At 67.2% G+C, this 23676-nt stretch carries 25 protein-coding genes and 1 tRNA gene; 10 read left to right on the forward strand and 16 right to left on the reverse strand.

The genetic code is table 11. The features are described from left to right. Positions 1 to 119 precede the first annotated feature (119 nt). Positions 120 to 875: a MerR family transcriptional regulator gene (locus M8R19_RS07165; RefSeq protein WP_135499989.1), complete on the reverse strand. Its 756-nt coding sequence runs from the start codon at positions 873 to 875 to the stop codon at positions 120 to 122. A 403-nt stretch (positions 876 to 1278) separates the two neighbouring features. Here M8R19_RS07165 and M8R19_RS07170 point away from each other — a divergent pair, with 403 nt between their 5' ends. Continuing rightward, the gene (locus tag M8R19_RS07170; protein WP_249917428.1) at positions 1279 to 3066 is read left to right on the forward strand and encodes an SDR family oxidoreductase; all 1788 of its coding nucleotides are present in this window, start codon (positions 1279 to 1281) and stop codon (positions 3064 to 3066) included. Then, entirely contained in the window at positions 3063 to 3950 is an 888-nt protein-coding gene (locus M8R19_RS07175) for a metal-dependent hydrolase (RefSeq protein ID WP_249917429.1), read from the forward strand. The genes M8R19_RS07170 and M8R19_RS07175 overlap by 4 nt, the downstream gene beginning before the upstream one ends. Positions 3951 to 4235: 285 nt before the next feature. Here M8R19_RS07175 and M8R19_RS07180 read toward each other — a convergent pair whose 3' ends face one another. The 4 genes from M8R19_RS07180 to M8R19_RS07195 all read right to left on the reverse strand — a co-directional run bounded on the left by M8R19_RS07180 (position 4236) and on the right by M8R19_RS07195 (position 7546). After that, a complete protein-coding gene (locus tag M8R19_RS07180; RefSeq protein ID WP_116423183.1) occupies positions 4236 to 5600 on the reverse strand; it encodes a DNA recombination protein RmuC in 1365 nt (454 codons plus the stop codon). Positions 5601 to 6124: 524 nt separating this feature from the next. Further along, complete coding sequence (locus tag M8R19_RS07185) at positions 6125 to 6331, reverse strand: hypothetical protein (protein ID WP_116423099.1); 207 nt, start codon at positions 6329 to 6331, stop codon at positions 6125 to 6127. 75 nt (positions 6332 to 6406) lie between these two features. Continuing rightward, positions 6407 to 7177, reverse strand: coding sequence for an RES family NAD+ phosphorylase (locus M8R19_RS07190; protein WP_249917430.1), 771 nt, complete (start codon positions 7175 to 7177; stop codon positions 6407 to 6409). Continuing rightward, a complete protein-coding gene (locus M8R19_RS07195; protein ID WP_043271094.1) occupies positions 7178 to 7546 on the reverse strand; it encodes an antitoxin Xre/MbcA/ParS toxin-binding domain-containing protein in 369 nt (122 codons plus the stop codon). A gap of 277 nt (positions 7547 to 7823) precedes the next feature. Here M8R19_RS07195 and M8R19_RS07200 point away from each other — a divergent pair, with 277 nt between their 5' ends. After that, positions 7824 to 8258, forward strand: coding sequence for an RcnB family protein (locus tag M8R19_RS07200; protein ID WP_249917431.1), 435 nt, complete (start codon positions 7824 to 7826; stop codon positions 8256 to 8258). Between the two features lie 6 nt (positions 8259 to 8264). On the opposite strand, the gene M8R19_RS07205 is transcribed toward M8R19_RS07200, so the two are convergent. Further along, positions 8265 to 8696 carry a hypothetical protein gene (locus tag M8R19_RS07205; protein WP_249917432.1) on the reverse strand — a complete coding sequence of 144 codons (432 nt, stop codon included), beginning with the start codon at positions 8694 to 8696 and terminating at the stop codon, positions 8265 to 8267. 128 nt (positions 8697 to 8824) lie between these two features. Here M8R19_RS07205 and M8R19_RS07210 point away from each other — a divergent pair, with 128 nt between their 5' ends. From M8R19_RS07210 to M8R19_RS07220, 3 genes are all read left to right on the forward strand, one after another. Further along, positions 8825 to 9307: a GreA/GreB family elongation factor gene (locus tag M8R19_RS07210; RefSeq protein ID WP_249917433.1), complete on the forward strand. Its 483-nt coding sequence runs from the start codon at positions 8825 to 8827 to the stop codon at positions 9305 to 9307. Positions 9308 to 9378: 71 nt separating this feature from the next. Then, a complete protein-coding gene (locus M8R19_RS07215; protein ID WP_009620588.1) occupies positions 9379 to 9720 on the forward strand; it encodes a carboxymuconolactone decarboxylase family protein in 342 nt (113 codons plus the stop codon). A gap of 91 nt (positions 9721 to 9811) precedes the next feature. Next, a complete protein-coding gene (locus M8R19_RS07220) occupies positions 9812 to 10183 on the forward strand; it encodes a hypothetical protein (RefSeq protein ID WP_074981535.1) in 372 nt (123 codons plus the stop codon). Here M8R19_RS07220 and M8R19_RS07225 read toward each other — a convergent pair. Next, on the reverse strand, positions 10171 to 11220 hold the full coding sequence (locus tag M8R19_RS07225; RefSeq protein ID WP_249917434.1) for a diguanylate cyclase: 1050 nt from the start codon (positions 11218 to 11220) through the stop codon (positions 10171 to 10173). The two genes, M8R19_RS07220 and M8R19_RS07225, sit on opposite strands and share 13 nt — an antisense overlap. A gap of 293 nt (positions 11221 to 11513) precedes the next feature. Between M8R19_RS07225 and M8R19_RS07230 the strand changes: the two genes are divergently transcribed. Then, positions 11514 to 12350: a 5'-nucleotidase, lipoprotein e(P4) family gene (locus M8R19_RS07230; RefSeq protein WP_116423094.1), complete on the forward strand. Its 837-nt coding sequence runs from the start codon at positions 11514 to 11516 to the stop codon at positions 12348 to 12350. 186 nt (positions 12351 to 12536) lie between these two features. Here the strand turns inward: M8R19_RS07230 and M8R19_RS07235 are convergent, their stop codons facing one another. The 6 genes from M8R19_RS07235 to dapA form a co-directional block, all read right to left on the reverse strand. Then, the gene (locus M8R19_RS07235) at positions 12537 to 13217 is read right to left on the reverse strand and encodes a PIN domain-containing protein (protein WP_064583934.1); all 681 of its coding nucleotides are present in this window, start codon (positions 13215 to 13217) and stop codon (positions 12537 to 12539) included. Positions 13218 to 13369: 152 nt separating this feature from the next. Continuing rightward, positions 13370 to 13459, reverse strand: a tRNA-Ser gene (locus M8R19_RS07240). Positions 13460 to 13554: 95 nt separating this feature from the next. Beyond that, complete coding sequence (gene purC, locus M8R19_RS07245; RefSeq protein WP_009620599.1) at positions 13555 to 14265, reverse strand: phosphoribosylaminoimidazolesuccinocarboxamide synthase; 711 nt, start codon at positions 14263 to 14265, stop codon at positions 13555 to 13557. Positions 14266 to 14296: 31 nt separating this feature from the next. Beyond that, positions 14297 to 15055: an MBL fold metallo-hydrolase gene (locus M8R19_RS07250; RefSeq protein ID WP_249917435.1), complete on the reverse strand. Its 759-nt coding sequence runs from the start codon at positions 15053 to 15055 to the stop codon at positions 14297 to 14299. Then, positions 14994 to 16190, reverse strand: coding sequence for an NlpB/DapX family lipoprotein (bamC, locus tag M8R19_RS07255; protein WP_116423092.1), 1197 nt, complete (start codon positions 16188 to 16190; stop codon positions 14994 to 14996). The genes M8R19_RS07250 and bamC overlap by 62 nt, the downstream gene beginning before the upstream one ends. A gap of 12 nt (positions 16191 to 16202) precedes the next feature. After that, positions 16203 to 17081 carry a 4-hydroxy-tetrahydrodipicolinate synthase gene (gene dapA, locus M8R19_RS07260; protein WP_249917436.1) on the reverse strand — a complete coding sequence of 293 codons (879 nt, stop codon included), beginning with the start codon at positions 17079 to 17081 and terminating at the stop codon, positions 16203 to 16205. 171 nt (positions 17082 to 17252) lie between these two features. On the opposite strand from dapA, the gene M8R19_RS07265 reads away from it, so the two are divergent. Both M8R19_RS07265 and M8R19_RS07270 read left to right on the forward strand, forming a co-directional pair. Then, positions 17253 to 17810 (forward strand): glycine cleavage system transcriptional repressor, encoded by a 558-nt coding sequence (locus M8R19_RS07265; RefSeq protein ID WP_074981523.1) that lies wholly within the window; start codon positions 17253 to 17255, stop codon positions 17808 to 17810. Between the two features lie 27 nt (positions 17811 to 17837). Further along, positions 17838 to 18311, forward strand: coding sequence for a peroxiredoxin (locus M8R19_RS07270; RefSeq protein ID WP_249917437.1), 474 nt, complete (start codon positions 17838 to 17840; stop codon positions 18309 to 18311). 801 nt (positions 18312 to 19112) lie between these two features. On the opposite strand, the gene M8R19_RS07275 is transcribed toward M8R19_RS07270, so the two are convergent. Both M8R19_RS07275 and M8R19_RS07280 read right to left on the reverse strand, forming a co-directional pair. Next, positions 19113 to 20192, reverse strand: a complete 1080-nt coding sequence (locus M8R19_RS07275) for an AI-2E family transporter (protein ID WP_074981521.1) — start codon at positions 20190 to 20192, stop codon at positions 19113 to 19115. 50 nt (positions 20193 to 20242) lie between these two features. Next, a complete protein-coding gene (locus tag M8R19_RS07280; RefSeq protein ID WP_074981519.1) occupies positions 20243 to 20494 on the reverse strand; it encodes a sulfurtransferase TusA family protein in 252 nt (83 codons plus the stop codon). A 217-nt stretch (positions 20495 to 20711) separates the two neighbouring features. Between M8R19_RS07280 and M8R19_RS07285 the strand changes: the two genes are divergently transcribed. Then, positions 20712 to 22148, forward strand: coding sequence for a M48 family metalloprotease (locus M8R19_RS07285; protein ID WP_249917438.1), 1437 nt, complete (start codon positions 20712 to 20714; stop codon positions 22146 to 22148). A 317-nt stretch (positions 22149 to 22465) separates the two neighbouring features. Here the strand turns inward: M8R19_RS07285 and nadA are convergent, their stop codons facing one another. Beyond that, on the reverse strand, positions 22466 to 23524 hold the full coding sequence (gene nadA / locus M8R19_RS07290; RefSeq protein ID WP_116423090.1) for a quinolinate synthase NadA: 1059 nt from the start codon (positions 23522 to 23524) through the stop codon (positions 22466 to 22468). Positions 23525 to 23676 lie beyond the last annotated feature (152 nt).

The following is a 23676-nucleotide window of genomic DNA, read 5'->3' on the forward strand; positions in this document are numbered from 1 at the left end:
ATCAGGCGAGCCAATGCAACGCCCGTAGGATGGGTGGAGCGAAGCGATACCCATCGCCATGACCGCATGGGTTTCGCAAGCTCAACCCATCCTACGAAAAGCACCTTGCAGAAGTGGCGTCAGCGCGGCTGCTCGAACTGGCGGAGGATCTCCTCCACCCGCTCACCGAGCATTTCGTTGGCCGACCGCTTCAGGCCCCGCGCCAGCTCCACCAGCACCACCTGCTCGGCCAGCGGACGCAGGCGCATGAACACCTCGGCCAGTTGCTCCAGGTCGGCCGCGCCAGGCAGCAGCTCGGCGCCGCGCTTGTCCACCAGGTGGGTGACCACCAGGCGCACGATGCCGGCGGCCAGGTGCTCGGTATCGCCGCGCAGCACCGCCAGGTGCTCCAGCAGCGCGGCCAGGGGAATGCCCGAGCGGTACAGCTCGACGCCGGCGTTGAACAACCGCGGGCTGGGGATGCTGATGCGCTCGCCGTCGAATTGCAGCAGACCCTGCTGCAGGGCGCGGTCGATGACCTCGTCGTCGAGTTCGTCGCCGAAGATCGCCTGCAGTTCGTCGAAGCCGATCTGCCCCGGCGTCTCCAGGTTCCAGGCGCCGAGGATGGCCTGGTCCAGGCCCAGCACGTGGTCGAGGTCGTGGCCGCGCTCCCAGCTTTCCAGCAGCTCCTTGATGTTCGACAGGCCGTAGCCGCGCTCCAGCAGGCCGCCGATCAGGCGCAGGCGGCGCAGGTGGCTGGCGAAGTACACGCCGCTGCGGCCGCGCCGCTCGGGCGGCGGCAGCAGGCCGCGGTCCTGGTAGGCGCGGATGTTGCGCACCGTACTGCCGGCCTCGCGGGCCAGCTCGTCGACGCTGAATTCGCGCTCGTCCTCCATCTCCGCCGGGCTTTGCTCGGGGCGCTGGAGCAGGCGCTGCAGAAGGCTCAGGGGCGTGCTCATGGCGGCGATCATAGCCAGCGCCCGGCGCCGGCCACAACCGCAAGGCATCGATACGCAAGCGCTTGCGAAGCCCGTCACAACGCCCAACCAAAGGCGGGACTTCATCGCCCCGCGCACCCTGCCCTTTCTGCCAAACCCGCATGGCGACTGGGCTGCGCGCCGCTGCCCGCATTGGTAACAGCGCCGCCGGGCATGGCGCGGGCGGGGCGAATGGGTCAGCATCCATCGTGACATCGACCAATGTCATGGTCGCTCCGTACAACAACAATGGCCTGGAGAACGTCATGCCCCGAGGCACCCCGTCCGCCCATCCGCTCCCGCCGCTGCCACGGGAGGCCGCATGAACGCCATGCTCGAGAACCCCGGCCTGCCGCCGGCCGAACGCCTCGACGTGCAATCCGGCGCGGTGCGCCTGGCGGTGTACCGCTGGGGCGATGCGAACAAGCCGATGCTGCTGTTCGTCCACGGCTACCCGGACAACCACGAGGTCTGGCTGCCGCTGATCGCCCGCCTGCTCGGCCGCTACCAGGTGGTGGCCTACGACGTGCGCGGCGCCGGCGCCTCGGACAAGCCGCGGCGCACCCGCGACTACCGCCTGGAACTGCTCAGTCAGGACCTGAAAGCCGTGCTCGACGCCGTCAGCCCCGAACGCGCGGTGCACCTGGTGGCCCACGACTGGGGCTCGATCCAGACCTGGGAGAGCGTCACCGACCCGGCGCTGCGCCAGCGCATCGCCTCCTACACCAGCATCTCCGGGCCCTGCCTGGACCACGTCGGCCACTGGATGCGCGACCGCCTGCGACGCAGGCGCCCGGCCGCGCTGCTGCAGGTGCTCAGCCAGCTGCTGCACTCCTGGTACATCTACTACTTCCACCTGCCGCTACTGCCGGCGCTGTCCTGGCGCCTGGGCGCCGCGCGCCTGTGGCCGCAATACCTGCGCAAGGTCGAGGGTATCCGCAACCCCGGGCGCAACCCGCACCAGGCCAGCGACGGCGAGCACGGCGTGAAGCTGTACCGGGCCAACTTCATCGGTTCGATCTTCAAGCCGCGCAAGCGCCATACCGAGGTGCCGGTGCAACTGGTGGTGCCGACCCGCGACCGCTACGTCGGCCAGCAGCTGTTCCAGCAGCTTTCGCTATGGGCGCCGCGACTGTGGCGCCGCGAGGTGGCCGCCGGGCACTGGCAACTGCTCGCCAAGCCGGAGCAGCTGGCCGGCTGGATCGACGAATTCGCCCTCCACATCGACGGCGGCGAGGCCAGCCAACCGCTGCAGCGCGCCCAGCAGAAACCCGGCGCCGGGCCCTTCGCCGGCAAGCTGGTGGTGGTCACCGGCGCCGGCGGCGGCATCGGCCGTTCCACGCTGCTGCGCTTCGCCGAACAGGGCGCCAGCGTGCTCGCCGCGGACATCGACCCGGCCGCCGCCGAAGCCAGCGCCGCCCAGGCCCGCAGCCACGGCGCCACGGCCTTCAGCTATTGCGTGGACGTCGGCGACAGCGCCGCCATGGAACGCTTCGCCACCTGGGTGAAAAGCAGCCTGGGCGTGCCCGACGTGGTGGTCAGCAACGCCGGCATCGGCCTGGCAGGCGCCATGCTCGACACCAGCGCCCAGGACTGGGAGCGCCTGCTGCGCGTCAACCTGTGGAGCGTCATCGACGGCTGCCGCCTGTTCGGCCGGCAGATGGTCGAGGCCGGCAAGCCCGGGCACCTGGTCAACGTCGCCTCCGGCGTGGCCTTCGCGCCCTCGCGCAACTACCCGGCCTACGCCACCAGCAAGGCGGCGGTGCTGATGCTCAGCGAATGCCTGCGCGCCGAACTGGCCGGGCACGGCATCGGCGTCAGCGCCGCCTGCCCCGGCTTCGTCGACACCGGCATCGTCCAGGCCACCCGCTTCGCCGGCCTCAGCGAGGAGCAACAGGCCCGCCGCCGGGCCAAGGTGCAGCGCTTCTACCGCCGGCGCCGGCTGAGCCCGGACAGGGTGGGCGAGAAGATCGTCCAGGCCGTGCAGCGCAACCTGCCGGTGGTCGCCGCCGGCGCCGAGGTGCACCTGGCGCGCTGGCAGTGGCGCCTGCTGCCCGGCCTGTCGCGCCTGTTCGCCCGTTTCGACCTGACTTCCCGAGGCCAACCATGACCGACCATCATCACCGCCTGGTGCAGCGCAAGGTGCAGTTCGACTACAGCACCTCGCCACTGCACTGGATCCCCGGGCAGGCCGAGGCCTCCCACGTCATCAACGTCATCCACATGATGCTGCCGGCTGGCGAGCTGTGGTTCTGCCGCCTGTACAACAAGGCCCTGCCCTTCGTGAAGGACGCGCGCATGCGCGACGACGTGCAGGGCTTCATCCGCCAGGAAGCGATGCACGCCCGCGCCCACTCCGGCGCCGTGGAGCGCTACCTGACGATGCACGGCATCGACTCCAGCCGCTACCTGAAGGCCATGGACTACCTGTTCGAACAGTTGCTCAGCGACACCCCGCTGGGGCTGCAGTTGTTCAACAGAACGCCCTGGCTGCGCCGCTGGTGGATCGGCCAGCGCTGCGCCATAGTCGCAGCGGTCGAGCACTTCACCTGCGTGCTGGGCAAGTGGGTGCTGGAAGCAGAGGCGCTGGACCGCGCCGGCTCCGATCCGGTGCTGCTGGACCTGTTCCGCTGGCACGGCGCCGAGGAAGTGGAGCACCGCAACGTCGCCCACGACCTGCACGTGCACCTGGGCGGCAGCTTCGTCAGCCGCCAGTTGTGGATGTTCGTGGTCTGGCCGCTGATCATCTGGCTGTTCACCTTCGGCACCCGCACCCTAGCCCGCCAGGACCCGAGCCTGGGCAGGCCACGGCCCTTCTGGCGCATCTGGCGCGACAGCGAAAAGCGCGGCCTGCTGCCGCGGCGAGCGTCGCTGGCCGGCAGCTTCCTGCGCTACTTCAAGCCCTGGTACCACCCGGACCACGAGGCCAATACCCAGGAGGCCCTGGACTACCTGGCGCGCTCGCCGGCGGCGAGTCGGGCGGCGCGGGGTTGAGGGGAGTTCCGGGTAAGAGAAAGAGCACCCTCTCCCTAACCCTCTCCCTGAAGGGAGAGGGGACCGTTCGGAGTGCTCAGGTATTTCGGCGTTGGCCGGCTAGCACAGAGGCTACCGGCTGAAACCAAGTCTTCTCTCGGCACGGACAAGCCCCCTCTCCCTTCAGGGCGGGGCGCGCAGCCGAGGGCTGGGGAGAGGGAACGGGGTCCACCTCAAGCACAACAGCCGCCGAGAAACACGGTTCGCGAGCAAGCTCGCTCCTACGAAAAGCGCGGCAACGTAGGACTATTTGTCCTCTTCCAGAACCTGCGGCTCATCGCCCAGCGCCCGCTCCAGCCAATCCCCCGGCAGGCTCTTGCTGGCCCGCGCCCCGAGCAGCTTGACCTGTTCCGCACGGCTGATCAGGTTGCCGCGGCCCTCGCAGAGCTTGTTGCGCGCCGCCGCGTAGGCCTTGTCCAGCTGCTGCAGGCGCGAGCCCATCTCGTCCAGGTCCTGGACGAAGAGCACGAACTTGTCGTACAGCGCGCCGGCGCGCTCGGCGATCTCGCGGGCGTTCTGCGTCTGCCGCTCCTGGCGCCAGAGGCTGTCGATCACCCGCAGGGTGGCCAGCAGGGTGGTCGGGCTGACGATCACGATGTTGCGCTCGAAGGCCTCCTGGAACAGGTTCGGCTCGGCCTGCAGGGCCACCGAGAAGGCCGCCTCCACCGGCATGAACAGCAGCACGAAATCCAGGCTGTGCAGGCCTTCCAGGCGCCGGTAGTCCTTGCCGGAGAGGCCCTTCACGTGGCTGCGCAGGGACAGCACGTGCTGTTTCAGCGCCTGCTGGCGGATCACCTCGTCGTCACTGGCGACGAACTGCTGGTAGGCCGTCAGGCTGACCTTGGCGTCCACCACCACCTGCTTGTCGCCGGGCAGGCGGATCAGCACGTCGGGCTGGAAGCGCTCGCCATCGGCGGCGCGCAGGCTCACCTGGGTCTCGTACTCGCGGCCCTTCTCCAGGCCGGCGTGTTCCAGCACGCGCTCCAGCACCAGCTCGCCCCAGTTGCCCTGGGTCTTCTGGCCCTTGAGCGCGCGGGTCAGGTTGGTCGCCTCCTCGCCCAGGCGCAGGTTGAGCTGCTGCAGGCGCTCCAGTTCCTTGCCCAGGGAGAAGCGCTCGCGGGCTTCCTGTTGATAACTCTCTTCCACGCGCTTCTCGAAGGCCTGGATGCGCTCCTTCAGCGGATCGAGCAACTGCCCCAGGCGTTGCTGGCTGGCCTCGGCGAAACGCTGCTCGCGCTCCTCGAAGATCTTCCCGGCCAGCTCGGCGAACTGCGCGCGTAGCTCGTCCCGCGCCGCCTGCAGGTCTCCCAGGCGCTGCTGGTGGCCCTCCTGCTGCTCACGCAGTTCGGCAGCCAGCGCGGCGCGTTCGGCGGACAGCCGGCGCAGTTCCTCCTCGCGGCCCTCGCGCTCGGCCTGCCAACTGCGCTCGGCCTGCTGCTGGCGCTCGCGCTCGGCGCGGCCCAGGTCCACCTCGCGGCGCAGGGCCGCGGCCTCGCCGGCCAGCTCGCCGTGGCGGCCGCTCAGGCGCTGGAAGGCTTCGCGCTCGGCCTCCAGTTGCGCGCCCAGGCCATCCTGGGCCAGTTGCGCGGTGGTCAGGCGTTCGCGCAACAGCGCCAGTTCGCTCTCCTGCCGCGCCGCGCGCTCGCGCAGGTGCCAGGCCAACCAGCCCAGCGGCAGCGTGGCGGCCAGCAGTCCGATCAGCAGGTTGGGCAAGTCGACGGGCATGGGCGCTCCAGGGCGGGTGGTCGCAGGAAAATTCGCGTCATGGTAGCAGCCGCGAATAGGAATTCAGTGCGGCTTTTGCCGTCAGGGCTCTTGACAACGCGGAAGGAAAGCAAGCGCTTGGGACAATCCACAGAAGCTGTGGATAACCACGTGGATAAGGTGATGAAAACGTCTTATACGCCTTGCCCGCTGGGGCTGCCGCTTAGATTGGTGCTTTTTTCACCAATAAATAAAGCCATTAAAAATCAATAATTTACAAACGCTCAACGAAAAATCAAGCGCTTACGGAGGAATGTTTCCGGCGCTTGACAACAGCCACCAACATTGTGCACAAGTCCGCGCCGGACAGGGGCGGACCGCCTCATTTCAGGGCAATCCGAAGGGATTTTCAGGCAAGCTTCAGCAGAGAATCAGACGCATTCGCGGGCTCTGCGCCGACGTTCCTGGCTAGGAATACTGCCCGCCCCGGCAACAGGCGCGACCTGGCCCAACGACTCCAGCACGCGCTCGTACATGCGTTGCGCGGTGGGCTTGTCGGGGTACTGGAAGAAGTACTGGTTGAGATAGACGCGCCACTGGCGGCGGTCATGGGGATGGGCTTCCAGGCGAATGTCCATGGCGCACTCCGTTGCTTGGCCAGCGCAATAAGCTAGCGCGTTCGCCCCACCCCGCGCGGGCAGGACGACGGACGGTCACGCCGGGTGCGGCAGGTCGCCCTCGACCAGGAATCCCGCGCGCGGGAACAGCCGCGGCGCCCCCGGCACCTGGGCATGCTTGAAGGCCACGTAGTCGGCGGTGGTCTCGCACAGCCAGGGCATGAGGTTGCGCGGGCGCTTGTCGACGAAGGCCGAAGGCACGAAGAGCGCGGCATTCAGCCCACCCTCCGGGCAGCGCGCCGAGCGGTATTCGAAGGCCTCCACCGCGGCAGCGCGCATGGCGCTGCCCAGCGCCTGGGTCAGGCGGTAGTCCCGCGGGTCCTGCAGGCGCGCGGCATAACCGTCGAAGGGCGGCGCCTGCAGGCGTATGCCCCGCTGCACCTGGAAACGCGCCTCGAAGGAAGCGTGCTCGGAAAGGATGCGCCCGCTGGGCGGCGGGCTGGCCATGCCCTCCCAGAGCACGAAGCGGTAATAGGCTGCCTCGGCCATGGCCGTCTCCAGCCGCAGCGCGGCGTAGAACAGGCTGGGCTCATGGCGCCGGCCGAAGCGCGAGCCCCAGCGCAGCGGCGGGTAGCGGAACGGCGTCTTCAGCAGGTAGTGCAGGGTTTCGGTGGACGGCGGCAGGTGCGGCTTGCTGGTCTCGATCAGCTCTTCCAGCAGGGCCTGTTCCTCCAGGGTATCCACCAGTTGCAGGGTCGCGACCTGCTCCTGGCTCTCCACCAGGCGCACCAGCTTGCCCCGCAGCGGGGCGATGGCCTGCTCGCCCCGGCATTCGCGCCACAGTTCGGCGCCGACGTCGAGGGCCATTCAGATCTTGCCCCGGATGGCGTCGAGGTACTCGACCACCTGCACCAGGCCCTGCACCTGCTCCATCCGCTGCAGCGGCACACCGCTCAGGTGGCGGTTGGGGGTGCGCAGGAAGTGGCGCATGTCCTCCAGGTTGCCGCCGAACAGGGCGAAGAGCGCGCGGTATACCCGCACCAGCAGCAGCGCCAGCTCGCCGGTCTTGCTGCCCACCCGCAGGCCGCCGCTCTTCCAGCGGCTCACCGCGCTGCGGTCGACGCCGACGATGGCGGCCAGCTCCTGCTGCGTCATGCCCAGTTGCTCACGGGCAGCCAGTACCGCCTTGGCCAGGACCAGATCGGCCGACGGAGTTTCCCGGATCAGTGCGCTCATGCCGTACCTCTTTCGTGCATTTGATGCAAACATACCATCAAATGTGAAAACCGCACAAAGCACTTCCCCTTTTCTGGCAGAGCGCCGGACGCGGTTCGGGCGGCCATGTATCAGCGCCCTGACGAAAGCGACGAATTCTTTACCGGACCTTTACTCCACATTGGCGTTTCTTGACTTGGACGCGCGGTCTCATGAAGTACCCGAACCGGCTGCGCCCGGCGCGGGATCGACCGCTAGCAGTGCGCGCCGCAATTGGCGGCCGCGCCAGGAGAACACCATGAAGAAGACCGTCGCCCTGCTCTGTGCCGCCCTGATGCTCGGCAGCCCGCTGGCGAGTTTCGCCCAGCAGGGCCCCGGCCCGGACCACGGCCCGAACCGCCCGGACAACCGCCCGCAGCAGCACCAGCAATACCAGCAGCAGAAAGGCCACCAGGGCGGCCACTACCAGGGTCGCCAGGGCCACGCCGACCCGCGCTACTACCGCGACCCGCACTTCCGCCCGCAGGCCGGTATGCCGGTGCCGCACCGCGAATGGCGCCGAGGCGTGGTGGTGCAGCCGGTCTACCGCAGCGACCGCTACTGGGTCACCGACTGGCGCGCCCGTCACCTCTATGCGCCGCCGCGTGATCATCGCTGGCTGTACGTCAACGGCGACTACGTGCTGGTGGCCATCGCCACCGGGGTGATCGTCAACATCCTGGCCGGCTATTGAGGCGCCTCAGGCGCTGGTGCTGAGCAAGGCACCGGCGCCACCGCCGCCATTGCGGATCGCTTCGGCCAGCGCCGCCGCCGTGGCCTGCATGGCGGCGCTGGTGCTGGCGATGCGGCTCTGCAGGGCCATGATGATCGCGGTGCGCTCGTTTTCCGAGGAATATTGCCGCTCCTGCGCGGCCGCCAGTTCCTGCTGCTCCTGCAGCAACTGCTTCTGCAGCTGCTGCAGGCGCTTCTGCAACTGCTCGACGGCAACGCTGGAGCTGCCGCCGCTTTCGGCGCCGGCGCCAGCCGCGCCCTGGCTTTCGGCCTTCGCGCCACGGGTGGTCACGGCGCCGTCATCCTGGGGGGCATCGGCCGCCGTGCCGCCATCGCCATTGGCAGCTATCCGCAATTGACCGGCGAAGGCCTGGCTGGAAGGCGTCAGGGAAAGGTTCATGCCCGAGGTTCCTTTTTCCGGGTGTTCTGCCGTTCTATCGACTGCCATAGGAAAAACTTGAAAGACCATTCGCCGATGCCAGGCAAAGGCCCTAGGATAGGCCCCTTCATGCCCAGGCAGCCGTCACCATGGACAAGCAACGCGCCCACCAGTTGATCCTCCAGCGCCTCGACGCCGACCTCGATGTCGCCGTCCGCGCCGCGCGCACCGCCCACGAGGCCGCCACCCACGAGGAAAACATCGCCGAGAACAAGTACGACACCCTCGGCCTGGAAGCGGCCTACCTGGCCGCCGGGCACTCGCGCCGGGTGGAGGAGATCCGCCAGGCGCTCGCCTCGTTCCAGGGCCTGGCGCTGCGCGACTTCGACGCCGAGCTGGGCATCCAGACCAGCGCCCTGGTCGAACTGGCAGACCATGAGGACCGCCGCCGCAGGCTGTTCCTGGGTCCAGACGCCGCCGGCCTGAAGATCGAACTGGACGGCCACGAGGTCCTGGTCATCACCCCGCGCTCGCCGCTGGGCGGCGCCCTGCTCGGCCGCCACCCCGGCGACGAGATCGAGGTCGGCCTGGGCTCGGCGCGCCAGGCCTACGAGATCGTCGCGGCGCTCTGAGCGCCCCGCCCGCAGACCGGCGAATCCCGGACTAAGCTGCATGGCCGTCAACCCGAAAAGGAGATGCCGCCATGCTGTTCAACTGGTCCGAATACGTTCCCGCGGTGAAGAAGGCCTTCGGCTCATTGGGTAAGAAACATCCGAAGATGATCGCCGCCTACCAGGCGCTGGATGCCGCCGCCGCGGATGGCGACGCGCTGGACGCCAAGACCCGCGAGCTGATCTCCCTGGCGGTGGCCATCACCACCCGCTGCGACGGCTGCATCGGCGTGCACGCCGAGGCCGCGCGCAAGGCCGGCGCCAGTGAGGCCGAAGTAGCCCAGGCGCTGGCCACGGCGATCGCCATGAACGCCGGCGCCGCCTACGTCTACTCGCTGCGCGCGCTGGAGGCCTTCGAACAGCCGCAGGGCTGAGGTTCAGGCGCGGCGCCGGGTGCCGCGCCCAGGCTTTCTCCGGCGGCGGAATTGGGTTATCCATTGCGTTTTCGCCCGACGATGAGCCGCCATGTCCTCGCCCAGCATCAGTCTCTGCAAACTCGCCCTCGGCATCGCCGCCGGCATCTGGCTGGGCTTCGTCGCCGTGGCCCTGAGCTGCGTCCTGCTCCTGCGCTTGTGGCCCGGCGCGCCCCTGCCGTTGCCCGCCGGCCTGTCGCCGGCGCCGGCCAGCGCTCCGGCGCCCACCCCGGATGCCAACGCGGCGATGTTCCAGCAGTACCTGGAGAACCAGCGCAAGGCCCAGGCCGAACAGAGCCGGCAACTCGAACAGAGCGAGCGGGAACAGCGCTTCAACAGCGCGCCCTGCCAGTTCTGGCGCCAGCAGTACCAGGCCGACCCCAGCGAGAAGAACCGGCTGAAGATGGACGGCTACTGCGGCTGAGGCTCGGCCCCCACCACCTGGTTGCGGCCCAGGCGCTTGGCCTGGTACAGCGCCCTGTCCGCATCGCTCAGCCAGGCGCTGGCATCCACCTGGTAGGGACTGTAGGAGGCTATGCCGATGCTCAGGCCGACGGACAGGTCCGTCGCCAGCTGGTAGTGCTTTTCCGCGAAGCTCTGGCGCAGGCGCTCCATAATCTCCACCGCCAGCGTCTGGGTGGTGCCGGGCAGGATCACGCAGAATTCGTCGCCGCCATAGCGCCCCGGGGTGTCGGTTTCACGCAGCGAGTGGGTGAGCAGGTGGCTGAGCTCGGTGATGACCATGTCGCCCAGCACATGGCCGAAGCGGTCGTTGATGCCCTTGAAGTGGTCGATGTCGATCAGCGCCACGCTGGCCCGGGTGTGCTGCTGGCGGCACTTCTGGAATTCGTTCTCCAGTTGGTCCATCCAGGAACCGTGGTTGAGCAGCCCGGTGAGGCTGTCGGTGCGGCTGACCGCGCGCAGCGCCTGCTTGTGCTCGGACAGGCGCCTGGCCAGGCTGTAGCTCACGCCGCCCACCGCCAGCGGGTAGACCACCAGCATCGGCAGGCAGGCATACACCTGCAGCGGCGTGGCCACGGCGGTGAAGGCGATGCCGAAGCACAGCCAGGCCAGCAGCACGCCCAGCAGTTGCGCCACGCTGCCCATCAGGAAGAAACGCAGGCCGCCGGCGGCGATGTTGTCCATCGCCATCATCGACAGGATGGTCACGCTCGGCAGCGGGTTGAGCTGCATGGCGCCGGCCCAGAAGCCGCCGAACAGCGAATCCAGCAACAGGTTGCGCCGCTCCGCCTGGTACGGCGCCCGCGACAGGCGCGCCAACTGGTAGGCCAGGTGCGGCCAGAGAAAGCCGTTGGCCACCAGCAGAGCCCAGGCCCAACCCGGCCGCTGCAACGGCTCCAGCGCCGCCGCCACGCAGAAGAAGCCGATGCCCAACCCGACCATGCGCGGCACGTAGATGCGCCTGGCGAAAGACAACCCCTTACCGACCACAGCCCCCATACATCATCCTGATCCAGGCATCCGATAGAGCAAGCTAGCAGATCGGCAGGAAAGCGCCTACGCGGATTGGCGGCAATTTGACATTATTCCCCACCCACGCCATCGCCCGGCCACAGCGCCAATCCCATGGCGGAACGAGGATGCAGGCCATCCCCCGCGGCCGGGTCCAATCCTTCTGCAAGCACGCCAACTCCTTACGGATATGCGTCGCCCCGATTGAGGCCCGCCCCCGCCTGGGGTATGAGAACTCCACCCCCGCCGCCATGGCACACAAGCCACAAGGATCGTCACCCATGCCCAATCCAAGAACGACAATCGCTGCCGCCCTGCTCGTCCTCGCCGCGCCCCTCCAGCTGGCACTGGCCGACACTGCGAAAACCGACACCTCCTCGCCCAACCTGCTGACCGCCGCCGTCGCCTGGCGGCAGACGGCCGCCGAATACCGCGCCCTCTACTACCAAGGCTTCAACCTGGCCAAGCTGCGCCTGGACCAGGCCCTGGCCGAACGCAAGCCCGGCGCCAGGCCACCGGCGATCATCAGCGACCTCGACGACACCATCCTCAGCAGCAACAGCTATTGGGGCGCCCTGCTCAGCCAGGGCAAGGACTTCTTCGACGACGCCCTCTGGGATCGCTGGGTGGCCGCCAACGGCCCCACCCTGACGCCCGGCGCGCTGGACTTCCTCGACTACGCCAAGTCCCGGGGCGTGGAAATCTTCTACGTCTCCAGCCGCGACCAGGGCGACAGGACCGACGAATACGCCCTGAACAACCTGCGCAACCTCAAGGTACCCTTCGCCGACAAGGAACACGTCACCATCCTGCGCGAAAGCTCCAACAAGGAACCCGCGCAGAAAGCCATCGCCGAACGCTACGACGTGCTGCTGATGCTGGGCGACAACCTCAACGACTTCAAACGCCGCTACTACGTCGACGACGCCAAGCAACGCGCCGCCCTGCTCGACGAGGACCGCGCCCAGTTCGGCGACCGCTTCATCCTCTTCCCCAACCCCACCGACGGCCACTGGATGAAAGCGATCTTCGGCGAATCGGAACCGGCCGACACCCCGGCCAATCGCGCCAAGTTCCGCGCCGCGGCGACTTCGGGGGCGTGGAAGGGGCAGGATTGAGGTAGACGCAGAAAGGACAAAGCTCCTGGAGCGCTGGGCGCTCCAGGAGCTTTGACTATCTGCAGGGCTTTGCCTGATCGCGGCGCCTACATTCCGCATAGAACTCCAGCGTCTAGAGCGCCCTCCCGTTCGGCTTGATCCCCATGGATGCGTAAGCTCCAGATTCGCAGCGTATGGAAGCCATCCCTAGACACGCTCCGGCAGCGAATAGGTGACCTTCTGCCCTTTCACCTTCACGAGGCCACGCTTGCACAGGAGCTGGTAAACGCGCTCAGCCTCGGCCAGTGGAGTGTCCTTGCCAAGCGTCGCTCGAATCGTGCTGGTCAGCGTCTTGACCGAAGCCGGCTTCGAAGCCTTCCGACGAACAAGGTCGGCCATGACGGTCTTCAGATGGGCATCGCTCTCAGAAGCAGGCTTGGAAGATGCCTGGCTGGCCGGCTTGGCATCGTTCGCGCTTGCCGCGCTGGCTGCCAGCGTCGCCTGCAGTGCAGGCAAATCCTTGAAGCAGGGCATGGCCTCGATGCTTTCGGAACGCATTGCGAAGATACCTTTGCCCTTCAGGTGCCTGAGCAGGGGATCGAAGCCCTTGTCGGCCGAAATCACGTGGAAGAAAGCCGTGGGATCCTCCAGGGCGAAGCGACCCAGGTAGTAAGCGATATGGAAGTCGAGGGCGTTGGGGCCGGCGGCTTCGAGCTGGATGTAGTCCGCCCGCTCACCCAGGCGCTGGATGGCGACGACCAGTTCGGTAGGCAGCCTGGAGTTGTTCGGGCCGAGAAAGACCCGCAGGCGAAAATGCGCGTCCTGCAGCAGGTCGAGCGACCGGACCGGAATGCTTTCGTAGTCGATCAGTACGTAGTTGGTACGCATCCGCTGCTTCCCGGGCATCCATGTTCCCGGCATTCTGCTGCAGTCATTGACGGAACGGAAGCAGGCTTGCGTCGGAGGTTTCGACTGCCCTGGCGCAGAAAAGACAAAGCCCCTGAAACGCTAGGCATTTCAGGGGCTTTGGCCATCTGTAATGGCGGAGAGATAGGGATTTGAACCCTAGGAGCCATTGCTGACTCAACGGATTTCGAATCCGTCCCGTTCGACCACTCCGGCATCTCTCCGTGCGGCGCGCATCATATCAGCTTGATTGGCGAACGCGAAGCCTTCTTTTGAGAAATTTTCGCGTGCTATCAGATGCTTGCGCGCCTGGAACAGGTCAGAGCGGTACGCCCAGGCGCTGCGCCACTTCCTCGTAGGCCTCGATCACGCCGCCCAGGCCCTGGCGGAAGCGGTCCTTGTCCATTTTCTTGCGGGTTTCCTTGTCCCACAGGCGGCAGCCGTCGGGGCTGAATTCGTCGCCAAGGACGATCTGGCCGTGGAACACGCCGAATTCCAGCTTGAAGTCCACCAGCAGCAGGCCGGCGTCGTCGAACAGCTTGCTCAGCACTTCGTTGACCTTGAAGGAGTAGGCCTTCATCTGCGCCAGCTGTTCCAGGGTCGCCCAGCCGAAAGCCTGGACGTGGGATTCGTTGATGAAGGGGTCGCCCAGGGCGTCGTTCTTCAGGAACAGTTCAAAGGTCGGCGGGTTGAGCTGCAGGCCCTCTTCCACGCCCAGGCGGCGCACCAGACTGCCGGCGGCGTAGTTACGCACCACGCACTCGACCGGGATCATCGCCAGCTTCTTCACCAGCACTTCGTTGTCGGCCAGCAGCTTGTCGAACTGGGTCGGGATGCCCGCCGCTTCCAGCTTCTGCATGATGAAGGCGTTGAACTTGTTGTTCACCATGCCCTTGCGGTCCAGCTGTTCGATGCGCTTGCCGTCGAACGCCGAGGTGTCGTTGCGGAACAGCAGGACGAGGCGGTCGGGGTCGTCGGTGGTGTAAACCGATTTGGCCTTGCCGCGATAGAGTTCTTCGCGTTTTTCCATGATGGGCTCCGCTTGCTAGGTTGGTAGGGGGTCAGGCGATTTCGCGCCAGTCCAGCCCCGAATGCTGATCGGCTACCTGCAGCCAGTCCGGGTCGCACCCGAGGGTGTCGACGAAACATTGCCGGGCCAGCTGCGGCGTGTTGTTCTTTTCGCTGAGGTGGGCCAGCACCAGGTGCTGCAGCCCTTCCCAGCCCAGTTCCGCGACGAACTCCGCGGACTGGCGGTTGTTCAGGTGTCCCCACTGGCCGCCCACGCGGACCTTCAGCGGGTAGGGATAGGGGCCGCGCGCCAGCATGTCGCTGTCGTGGTTGGCCTCCACTACCAGGGCATCCAGGCCACGATAGCATTCCAGCACCTCGGCGGTGACGCTGCCCAGGTCGGTGAGCTGGCCGAAACGCCGCCGGCCATCGGAAATCACGTATTGCAGGGGCTCGCGGGCATCGTGGGCCACGCCCACCGCGGTCACTTCCAGGTCCTTCAGCTCCAGGCGCTCGCCGGCCTTGAGCAGGCCCGCCGGCTGCAGCGGCTTGCGCAGCCCGCGCAGGGTGCCGTCGCTGAGGTACACGGGAATGCCGTAGTGCCGGGCCAGCAGCTCGACGCCGTGGACATGATCGGAATGCTCGTGGGTCACCAGGACGGCGTCCAGCTCGCCGGGGTGCACACCCAGGCGAGCCAGACGCTTGATGGTTTCACGCAGCGGAAAGCCGCAATCGATCAGTACCCGGGTGTCAGAACTGCTCACCAAGGCCGAATTGCCCCGGCTTCCGCTCCCCAGTACCGCGAAACGCATTGCGCATGCTCTCTTGAAGTTTTTCCAGGACGCTCTGCGCGACGTCGGTCGGCGCGGAGGTGTTGATGTCCTTGTCGAGGGTGACCTGCACCGTGTTGCTCACGGTGGTCAGGCGCACCTGGTAGCGCTGCGCCTTGGCGTCTTCCTCGGCCTTGGCCTTCTCTTCGCTGGCGCCGAACAGGCGGCTGAAGAAGCCGGGCTTCTTCGCTTCCTCGAGCTTCTTCGCGCCCTCGGCGACGTTCACGTAGTAAACGCCCAGGCTGCGGTTGAGGTCGTCGACGCGAATGTCGGCGCGCTCCAGGGCGCGGCCGACGCTGACCCAGGCGCGGTCGAAGTCGGAGTCGAGGGTCAGCATCGGGTTGCCGTTGCCGTCTTTCTCCAGCGTCACGCTGCCGGGGGTGTCGTAGGTGGAGTGCGCGGCCAGCAACGACACCGAACCGCCCTTCTCGGCGCTGGTGGACATGTTGGCGAGCATTTCGTCGAGCAGCGCGGCGTCCAGCGCCGGGACCACCGGCTTGCTCGGCCAGTCGGCGCTGGCGCTGCTGCCGGCCGGACGGGTTTCGCTGAGGACGTAGACTTCGCTGGTGTTGGTCTGCACGCCCGGCTCGATGCGCACGCGCACGCGCGCCTCGCTGCTGGGGTCGACGCCGGCGACGCGGCTGCCCAGGCGGCGGGCCAGGGGCGCGGAGAGCTGCGTCAGCGGCTGCCAGTTGGTGGAGAACTCGCCGGTCTGCGGGCGCTCGTCGGCGAAGGAGAAGCCGTTGTCCTGGAAGAACTGGTGGGCCACCGGCCAGACTTCCGCCGGCGGGCGCTGGGCGATCAGCCAGCGCGAGTCGCCGCTCTTCTGCAGGCTGTAGTCGCTGGAGCTGCCGGCGTTGGCCAGCGGCAGCGGGCGCGGCACTTCGAACTCACCGGCCTTCTCGTGGCTGTCGGCGATGTTCATGGGAATCGGCAGCAGCGGGTCGAGCTGCTTGCTCTGCAGCCCTTCGGGCACCTTCATCGGCCCGGTCTGCCGGGAATCCAGATAGTCGGTGCCGCGGTCACGGAAGTAGCCGTCCTTGCCCCACAGCCAGCCGCAGCCGGAGGTGTTGCCGATGACCAGGGCGAGCGCGGTCAGTCCTGCCAGTCGCTTCATGCGCGATGCTCCTCAGGCCAGCACGCCGGTCTGGCGCATGGCCTGACGCAGCGGCTCGTGGCAACGCGGGCTGAGCCAGGTCAGGGGCAGGCGGATGCCCTCGGGGATCAGGCCCATCTCGTGCAGGGCCCATTTCACCGGAATGGGGTTGGATTCGATGAACAGCGCCTTGTGCAGCGGCATCAGGCGGTCATTGATGGCGCGCGCGGCGGCGGCGTCACCGCGCATGGCGGCGGCGCACAGGTCGCTCATGGCGCGCGGGGCGACGTTGGCGGTCACCGAGATGTTGCCCTTGCCGCCCATCAGCATCAGCTCGACGGCGGTGGCGTCGTCGCCGGAGTAGACCAGGAAGTCCTTGCCGACGCGGTCGAGCACTTCCTTGCCGCGCTGCAGGTCGCCGGTGGCTTCCTTGATGCCGATGATGTTCGGCACCTTGGACAGGCGCTCGATGGTCTCCGGCAGCATGTCGCAGGCGGTGCGGCCGGGGACGTTGTAGAGGATCTGCGGGATGGCCACGGCTTCGGCGATGTGGCGGAAGTGCTGGTACAGGCCTTCCTGGGTCGGCTTGTTGTAGTACGGGGTGACCAGCAGGCAGGCGTCGGCGCCGCCGCTCTTGGCCGCCTCGGTCAGCTCGACCGCTTCGCGGGTGGAGTTGGCGCCGGTACCGGCGATCACCGGGATGCGGCCCTTGACCTGGTCGACCACGCGGCGGATGACCTCGAGGTGTTCGGCCACGTCGAGGGTCGCCGACTCACCGGTGGTGCCGACGGCGACTATGGCGTTGGTGCCTTCCTGCAGGTGGAAGTCCACCAGCTTGGCAAGGCTGTCCCAGTCCAGTCGACCCTGAGCATCGAAGGGGGTGACCAGCGCCACCATACTGCCCGCAATCATGCAACCGCTCCTGCCGGAAAAAGAAAGCCGTAATGGTACTGGTGCCACCTGCCTTGCACAAGCTGAGCGCGGCGGCCGGCGCACGCCGGACATTCCCCTGGCGGCCGCTTTTCGCTACCCTTTCCCCTTTGTCGACGCGGCCCTCTTGGCCGCCCATCCCAGGAAAGCTGCATGTCCGCCTCACACCCCCGTGAACAATTCCTGCTGATCAGTGCCCTGGGGCCCAACCCCATGGAGCTGACCAGCGTGCTCTGCCGCACCTGCGTGGACAACCGCTGCTCGGTCGTCAGCAGCCGCCTGACCCGCCACGGCGAGTTCAGCGCGCTGGTGCTCCAGGTGTCCGGCAGTTGGGACGCCCTGGCCCGCCTCGAAGGCGGCCTGCCGGCACTGGCCAAGCGCCATACCTTCACCCTCAGCGTCACCCGCAGCAACGCCCACGTCACCCGCGCCCAGGCCCTGCCCTACGTGGCGTACGTCAGCGCGGTGTACCGCCCGGACATCCTCAACGAGCTGTGCCAGTTCTTCATCGACCACAACATCGAGCTGGAGAACCTGACCTGCGACACCTACCAGGCGCCGCACACCAACACCAGCATGCTCAACGCCACCATCACCGTGACGCTGCCGGCCGGCACCCAGATCAGTTGGCTGCGCGACCAGTTCCTCGATTTCGCCGACGCCCTGAACCTGGACGCGCTGATCGAACCCTGGCGCCCGCAGCACCCGTAAGGCCCCAGTATTTCCAAGGAGAGCTCCATGGCCGTCGAACTCGACAAACCCGTCGCCGATTTCCAGGCCCCGGCCACCAGCGGCCAGCAGGTGCAACTCTCGGCCCTGAAGGGCCAGCAGGTGGTGCTGTACTTCTACCCCAAGGACAGCACCCCGGGCTGCACCACCGAAGGCCAGGGCTTCCGCGACAAGATCGAGGCCTTCGCCAAGGCCAATACCGTGGTCTTCGGCGTGTCCCGCGACGGCCTGAAGTCCCACGAGAACTTCAAGGCCAAGCAGTGCTTCCCCTTCGAGCTGATCAGCGACAAGGACGAGGCGCTGTGCCAGCTGTTCGACGTGATCAAGCTGAAGAAGCTCTACGGCAAGGAATACATGGGCGTGGACCGCAGCACCTTCCTGATCGACGCCAAGGGCGTGCTGCGTCGCGAGTGGCGCGGGGTCAAGGTGCCAGGCCATGTCGACGAGGTTCTTGCCGCTGCGCAGGAGCTGGCCAAGGCCTGAGCCGTCGCCTGCTGCCTGGGTTCAGCGAAGGCGCCTGATCCTGGCTCCGCCCCCTCACCCCAACCCTCTCCCGGAGGGAGAGGGGGCTGTTCGTGCCATGGGGGTGTCCGGCGTGGCCGGTGAATCCAATCGCGGACAAAGTCCGCTCCTACGCCCGCGCTTCCCTGGAACTATAGGAAGGCCGCTCCGAGGCGCTCTTCGTAGGATGGGTTGAGCTTGCGAAACCCATGCGGTTGCGCTGATGGGTATCGCTTCGCTCAACACCATCCTACGAAAAGCCATGCTCGCTCATGCGGTAGGAGCGGACTCTGTCCGCGATTCGGCGGATTTCCAGAGAAACATCCGAGCGCACTGAAACGCCCCTTCAGAAGGCCGAGCGAAGCCCCCGCTCAGGAGGTCATGCGACATGGATGTCGCGAGAGCCCCGTGGGCTACAGGGACGTACCCTCGGGGCGGGCCTCCGTGGCGGGGGAGTTCGTGAGGGTAGCCCGACTCCATCGGGCCCGTATGTCGGGGCAAGCGTTTTGGTTACTTTGGGGCGATTGCCAAAGTGACTCGCCCGAGGGGGCGAAACTAGAAATCTCCGCAGACTCGGAGCGGCGCGCTACACCGAGCCCCCAAGCCACTGGGTTCCCGCGTTCGCGGGAATGACGGGGTGTGAGGATGGCGCCTGACCAACAAGCCGCTCAGGACAGCCCCCTCTCCCTCCGGGAGAGGGTTGGGGTGAGGGGACGGAGCCAAGCTTGGGCTCCAAGGCATCTCTCAAGTATCAGCATCAAACTTTCAAGCAGCCTTTCTCGCTCACATCATCGGACTGACCTGGGGCTGCACCTCCGGCTGCCGCGGCCAGGCATCGAGCACCGCCTTGACCAGAGTGGCCAGAGGAATAGCGAAGAACACCCCCCAGAACCCCCACAGCCCGCCGAACAGCAGCACCGCACAGATGATCGCCACCGGATGCAGGTTCACCGCCTCGGAGAACAGCAGCGGCACCAGCACGTTGCCATCCAGCGCCTGGATGATCGCGTGGGCAGCCATCAGGTAGATGAACTGGTCGCTCCAGCCCCACTGGAACAGCGCGATCAGCGCCACCGGCACGGTCACCACCACCGCGCCTATGTAGGGCACCACCACCGACAGGCCGACCAGCAGGGCCAGCAGCGCTGCGTAGTTCAGCCCCAGGGCGACGAAAGCCACGTAGGTGACGCCGCCGGTGATGATGATCTCGATCACCTTGCCGCGGATGTAGTTGGCGATCTGCTTGTCCATCTCCGCCCACACCTGCTTCATCAGCCCGCGCTCGCGCGGCAGGTAGCTGCGGAACCAGTTGTAGAAGCGCCGGCGGTCCTTGAGGAAGAAGAACACCAGGATCGGCACCAGCACCAGGTAGATCATCACGTTGACCAGCACCGGCAGGCCCGACAGGGAGAAGGTCAGCGCCCACTGGCCGAGCTGGCCGAGTTCGTTGCGCGCGGTCTCGATCAGGCGCAGCACCTGCTCCTCGGTGACCATCGCCGGGTAGCGCTCGGGCAGCATCAGCAGCACCGACTGCCATTCGCCGAACATCCGCGGCAGCTCGTTGAGCAGGGTGAACAGCTGCTTCCAGATCAGCGGCACCAGCACCAGCAGGAACAGCGCGAGCATGCCCAGGAACAGCGCGTAGACCAGCCACAGGGCGAACAGCCGCGGTACCCGCAGGCGCTCCAGGTGGCCCTGCAGGCCCTTGATCAGGAAGGCGATGACCATGGCCGCGAGCACCGGCGCGAGCATGCTGCCGAAGGCCAGGATGACGGTGAAGCCAAGGGCCAGGATGACCGCCAGCACCACTGCTTCCTCGTCGGAAAAGTAGCGCTGCATCCAGCCTTGCAGAACTTTGAGCATCGGGGTTCCTGCGATCGATGAGGACGCCGTCCCGGGCGTCCGGGGGCGGGCTATTTCTTGCGCAACCAGTAGCGGTACAGGCCGTCTTCGACCTCTTCGCGCAGCAACTGGTGCCCGGCCAACTGGGCGAAGGCGCGGAAATCGCGCTGCGAGCCGGCATCGGTAGCCGTCACCTTGAGCACCTGGCCACTGGCCAGGCGGTTGAGCTCCAGCTTGGCCTTGAGCAGGGGCAAGGGACAATTGAGACCGCTGGCGTCCAGTTCCGCGTCACAAGGAATTTCGGCGGACGAGACAGGTGGCATGGCGAAGCACTCCGGAAGTGGGCGTCCAAGGATACCGAATCCGTTGGAAAAGCCGCCAGGGGCCGGCATGCACGCGGCCTTAAGCGATCCTTCAGGCGCGCGGCCTACAAGGGTTGGACGGCATCCGCACAGACGGCCGCCGGGCGCCGCCCCGACCTAGGCATGGGCGACGACCTGCGGCTAAAGTAGAGCCTTTCCCGGAACGAGCTCCCTGTACATGAAAGTACTGCGCCCCGCCCTGCTGTCGCTTGCCTGCCTGTTGGCCATGCCCACCCTGGCCGACGACCTGCCCGCCCTGGGCGACGCCAGCTCGTCCATCGTCTCGCCGGAACAGGAGTTCCAGCTCGGCCGCGCCTGGCTGAGCATGCTGCGCAACCAGGTCGACTCGATCAACGACACCCAGCTCAAGGACTTCGTCGAAAGCAGCGTCTACCGCCTGGCGGAAACCAGCGACCTGCAGGACCACCGCCTGGCCTTCATCCTGATCAAGGACCCGCAGATCAACGCCTTCGCCGCCCCCGGCGGCGTCATCGGCGTCAACGGCGGCCTGTTCCTCTACGCCCAGACCGAAGGCGAGTACGCCGCGGTGCTGGCCCACGAACTCGGCCACCTGATCCAGCGCCACTTCGCCCGCGGCCTGGAAGCGCAGAAGCAGATGCAGCTGCCGGTGATGGCGGCGATGCTCGCCGGGATCGTGGCCGCGGCGGCGGGCGCCGGGGATGCCGGCATCGCCGCCATCGCCTCGACCCAGGCGGCGGCGATCCAGAACCAGCTGCGCTTCTCCCGGCAGAACGAGCAGGAGGCCGACCGCGTCGGGGTGACCAACATGGTCCGCGCCGGCTACGACCCGCGCTCCATGCCGACCATGTTCGAGCGCCTGGCGCGGCAGTACCGCTACGACGCCAGGCCGCCGGAGTTCCTGCTCACCCACCCGGTGACCGATTCGCGTATCGCCGACACCCGCAACCGCGCCGAGCAGTACCCGCAGGGCGGCAAGGAAGACTCGCTGCGCTACCAGCAGATGCGCGCCCGCGTGCAGTTGCTCTTCGAGGAAACCCCGGGCATCGCCGGCAAGCGCTTCCGCGCCATGCTCGACGACAACCCCAAGCTCGACGCCGCGCGCTACGGCCTGGCGCTGTCGCAGATCCGCGTCGGCCAGCTCAACGACGCCCGCGCCACCCTCCAGCCGCTGCTGGCCAAGGCGCCCAACGACGTGGCCTACAACCTGGCCGAGGTCGACCTGGAGATCACCTCGAACAAGCTCGGCGACGCCCTCGCCCGGGTCCAGCGCCTGCTCGGCCAGTACCCCGGCAACTACCCGCTGGTCCAGGCCCAGGCCGACATCCTGCTCAAGCAGAACAAGGCCGCCGACGCCGAGAAGATCCTGATCAAGCTGACCCAGGACCGCCCGCTGGACCCGGACGTCTGGAGCCGCCTGGCCGACGCCCGCACCATCGACGGCAACGCCATCGGCGTGCACCAGGCCCGCGCCGAGTACCTGGCGCTGACCGGCGACTACCCCTCGGCCATCGAGCAGCTGGACTTCGCCAAGCGCCGCGCCGGTGGCAACTTCACCCTGGCGGCCAAGCTGGACGCACGCCAACAGGCGTTCCGCGAGCAGGAGAAGATCCTCAAGGAGATGATGCGCGGTTGACCGGATCGCGGTCGTAGAAGCGATTGCGGGCTCTTCGTAGGAGCGAGCTTGCTCGCGAACAGGCTCCGCTGCGGGGCTTATTCGCGAGCAAGCTCGCTCCTACGAGAAGCAATGCCCGCCGGCAGGGTAGGAGCGGACCTTGTCCGCGATAGCCGGACGTTCCGGCGCGATTCGCGGATGAGATCCGCTCCTACGCAACCCCACCCGCGCCATTCCCCTGTAGGAGCGCGCCCTGCGCGCGAATCGCGGGCAGGGCCCGCTCCTACAGTAAAAGAAAAGCCCGGCATCGCCGGGCTTTTTCATGTCCGCTGGAAGGCTCAGGCGTTGCCCGCCACCTTCAGCCTCGCCGCCTGGGTGAACTCCAGCATGCGCTTGAGCGGGCGGATGGCCCGCGGGATCAGCGCCGGGTCGACGAAGATCTCGCCGCTGCCTTCCTTCAGGCAGGCCAGGGTGCGCTCCAGGGTGTTCATGGCCATCCACGGGCAGTGCGCGCAGCTGCGGCAGGCCGCGCCGTTGCCGGCGGTGGGGGCCTCGATGAATTCCTTGTCCGGGCACAGCTGCTGCATCTTGTAGAAGATGCCGCGGTCGGTGGCGACGATGAAGCGCTTGTTCGGCAGGGTCTGCGCGGCCTTGATCAACTGGCTGGTGGAGCCCACCGCGTCGGCCAGCTCGACCACCGCCTCGGGCGACTCCGGGTGGACCAGGATGGCCGCGTCCGGGTACAGCGCCTTGAGGTCTTCCAGCTGCTTGGCCTTGAACTCCTCGTGGACGATGCAGGCGCCGTCCCAGAGCAGCATGTCGGCGCCGGTCTCGCGCTGGATGTAGCGGCCCAGGTGCTGGTCCGGGGCCCAGAGGATCGGCTCGCCGTTGTCCATCAGGTGCTCGACGATCTCCACCGCGCAGCTGGAGGTCACCACCCAGTCGGCGCGCGCCTTCACCGCCGCCGAGGTGTTGGCGTAGACCACCACGGTGCGTTCCGGGTGCTGGTCGCAGAAGGCCGAGAACTCCTCCACCGGGCAGCCCAGGTCCAGCGAGCAGGTGGCCTCGAGGGTCGGCATCAGCACGCGCTTCTCGGGGTTGAGGATCTTCGCCGTCTCGCCCATGAAGCGCACCCCGGCCACCACCACGGTCTGCGCCGGGTGCTGGTTGCCGAAGCGGGCCATCTCCAGGGAGTCGGAGACGCAACCGCCGGTCTCCTCGGCCAGGGCCTGGATCACCGGGTCGCAATAGTAGTGCGCCACCAGCACGGCGTTCTGCGCCTTCAGCTCGGCGGCGATGGCCGCGCGGTACTCGGCCTCTTCCTGGACGCTCAGCACACGGGGCTGCTTGGCGGCGAGGTGGGCCTGGACCAGGAGGCGTTCGGATATCTGCGTCATGTCTTCACTGCACCTGCGGGGGTACGACCAGCTGTGGGGGCGATTTTACATCGCCACGAAAGCGAGCGCGCGATCTTGCGGGGAAAGCCGCCGGGAGGCAAGCGCCGGCCGGCCGCGCCAACTTGTCGCATTCCATCAATAGCGGGCGGTTC

It is taken from the genome of Pseudomonas sp. R3.Fl (genome assembly GCF_023516765.1).
In the GTDB taxonomy this organism is placed as follows: domain Bacteria; phylum Pseudomonadota; class Gammaproteobacteria; order Pseudomonadales; family Pseudomonadaceae; genus Pseudomonas; species Pseudomonas citronellolis.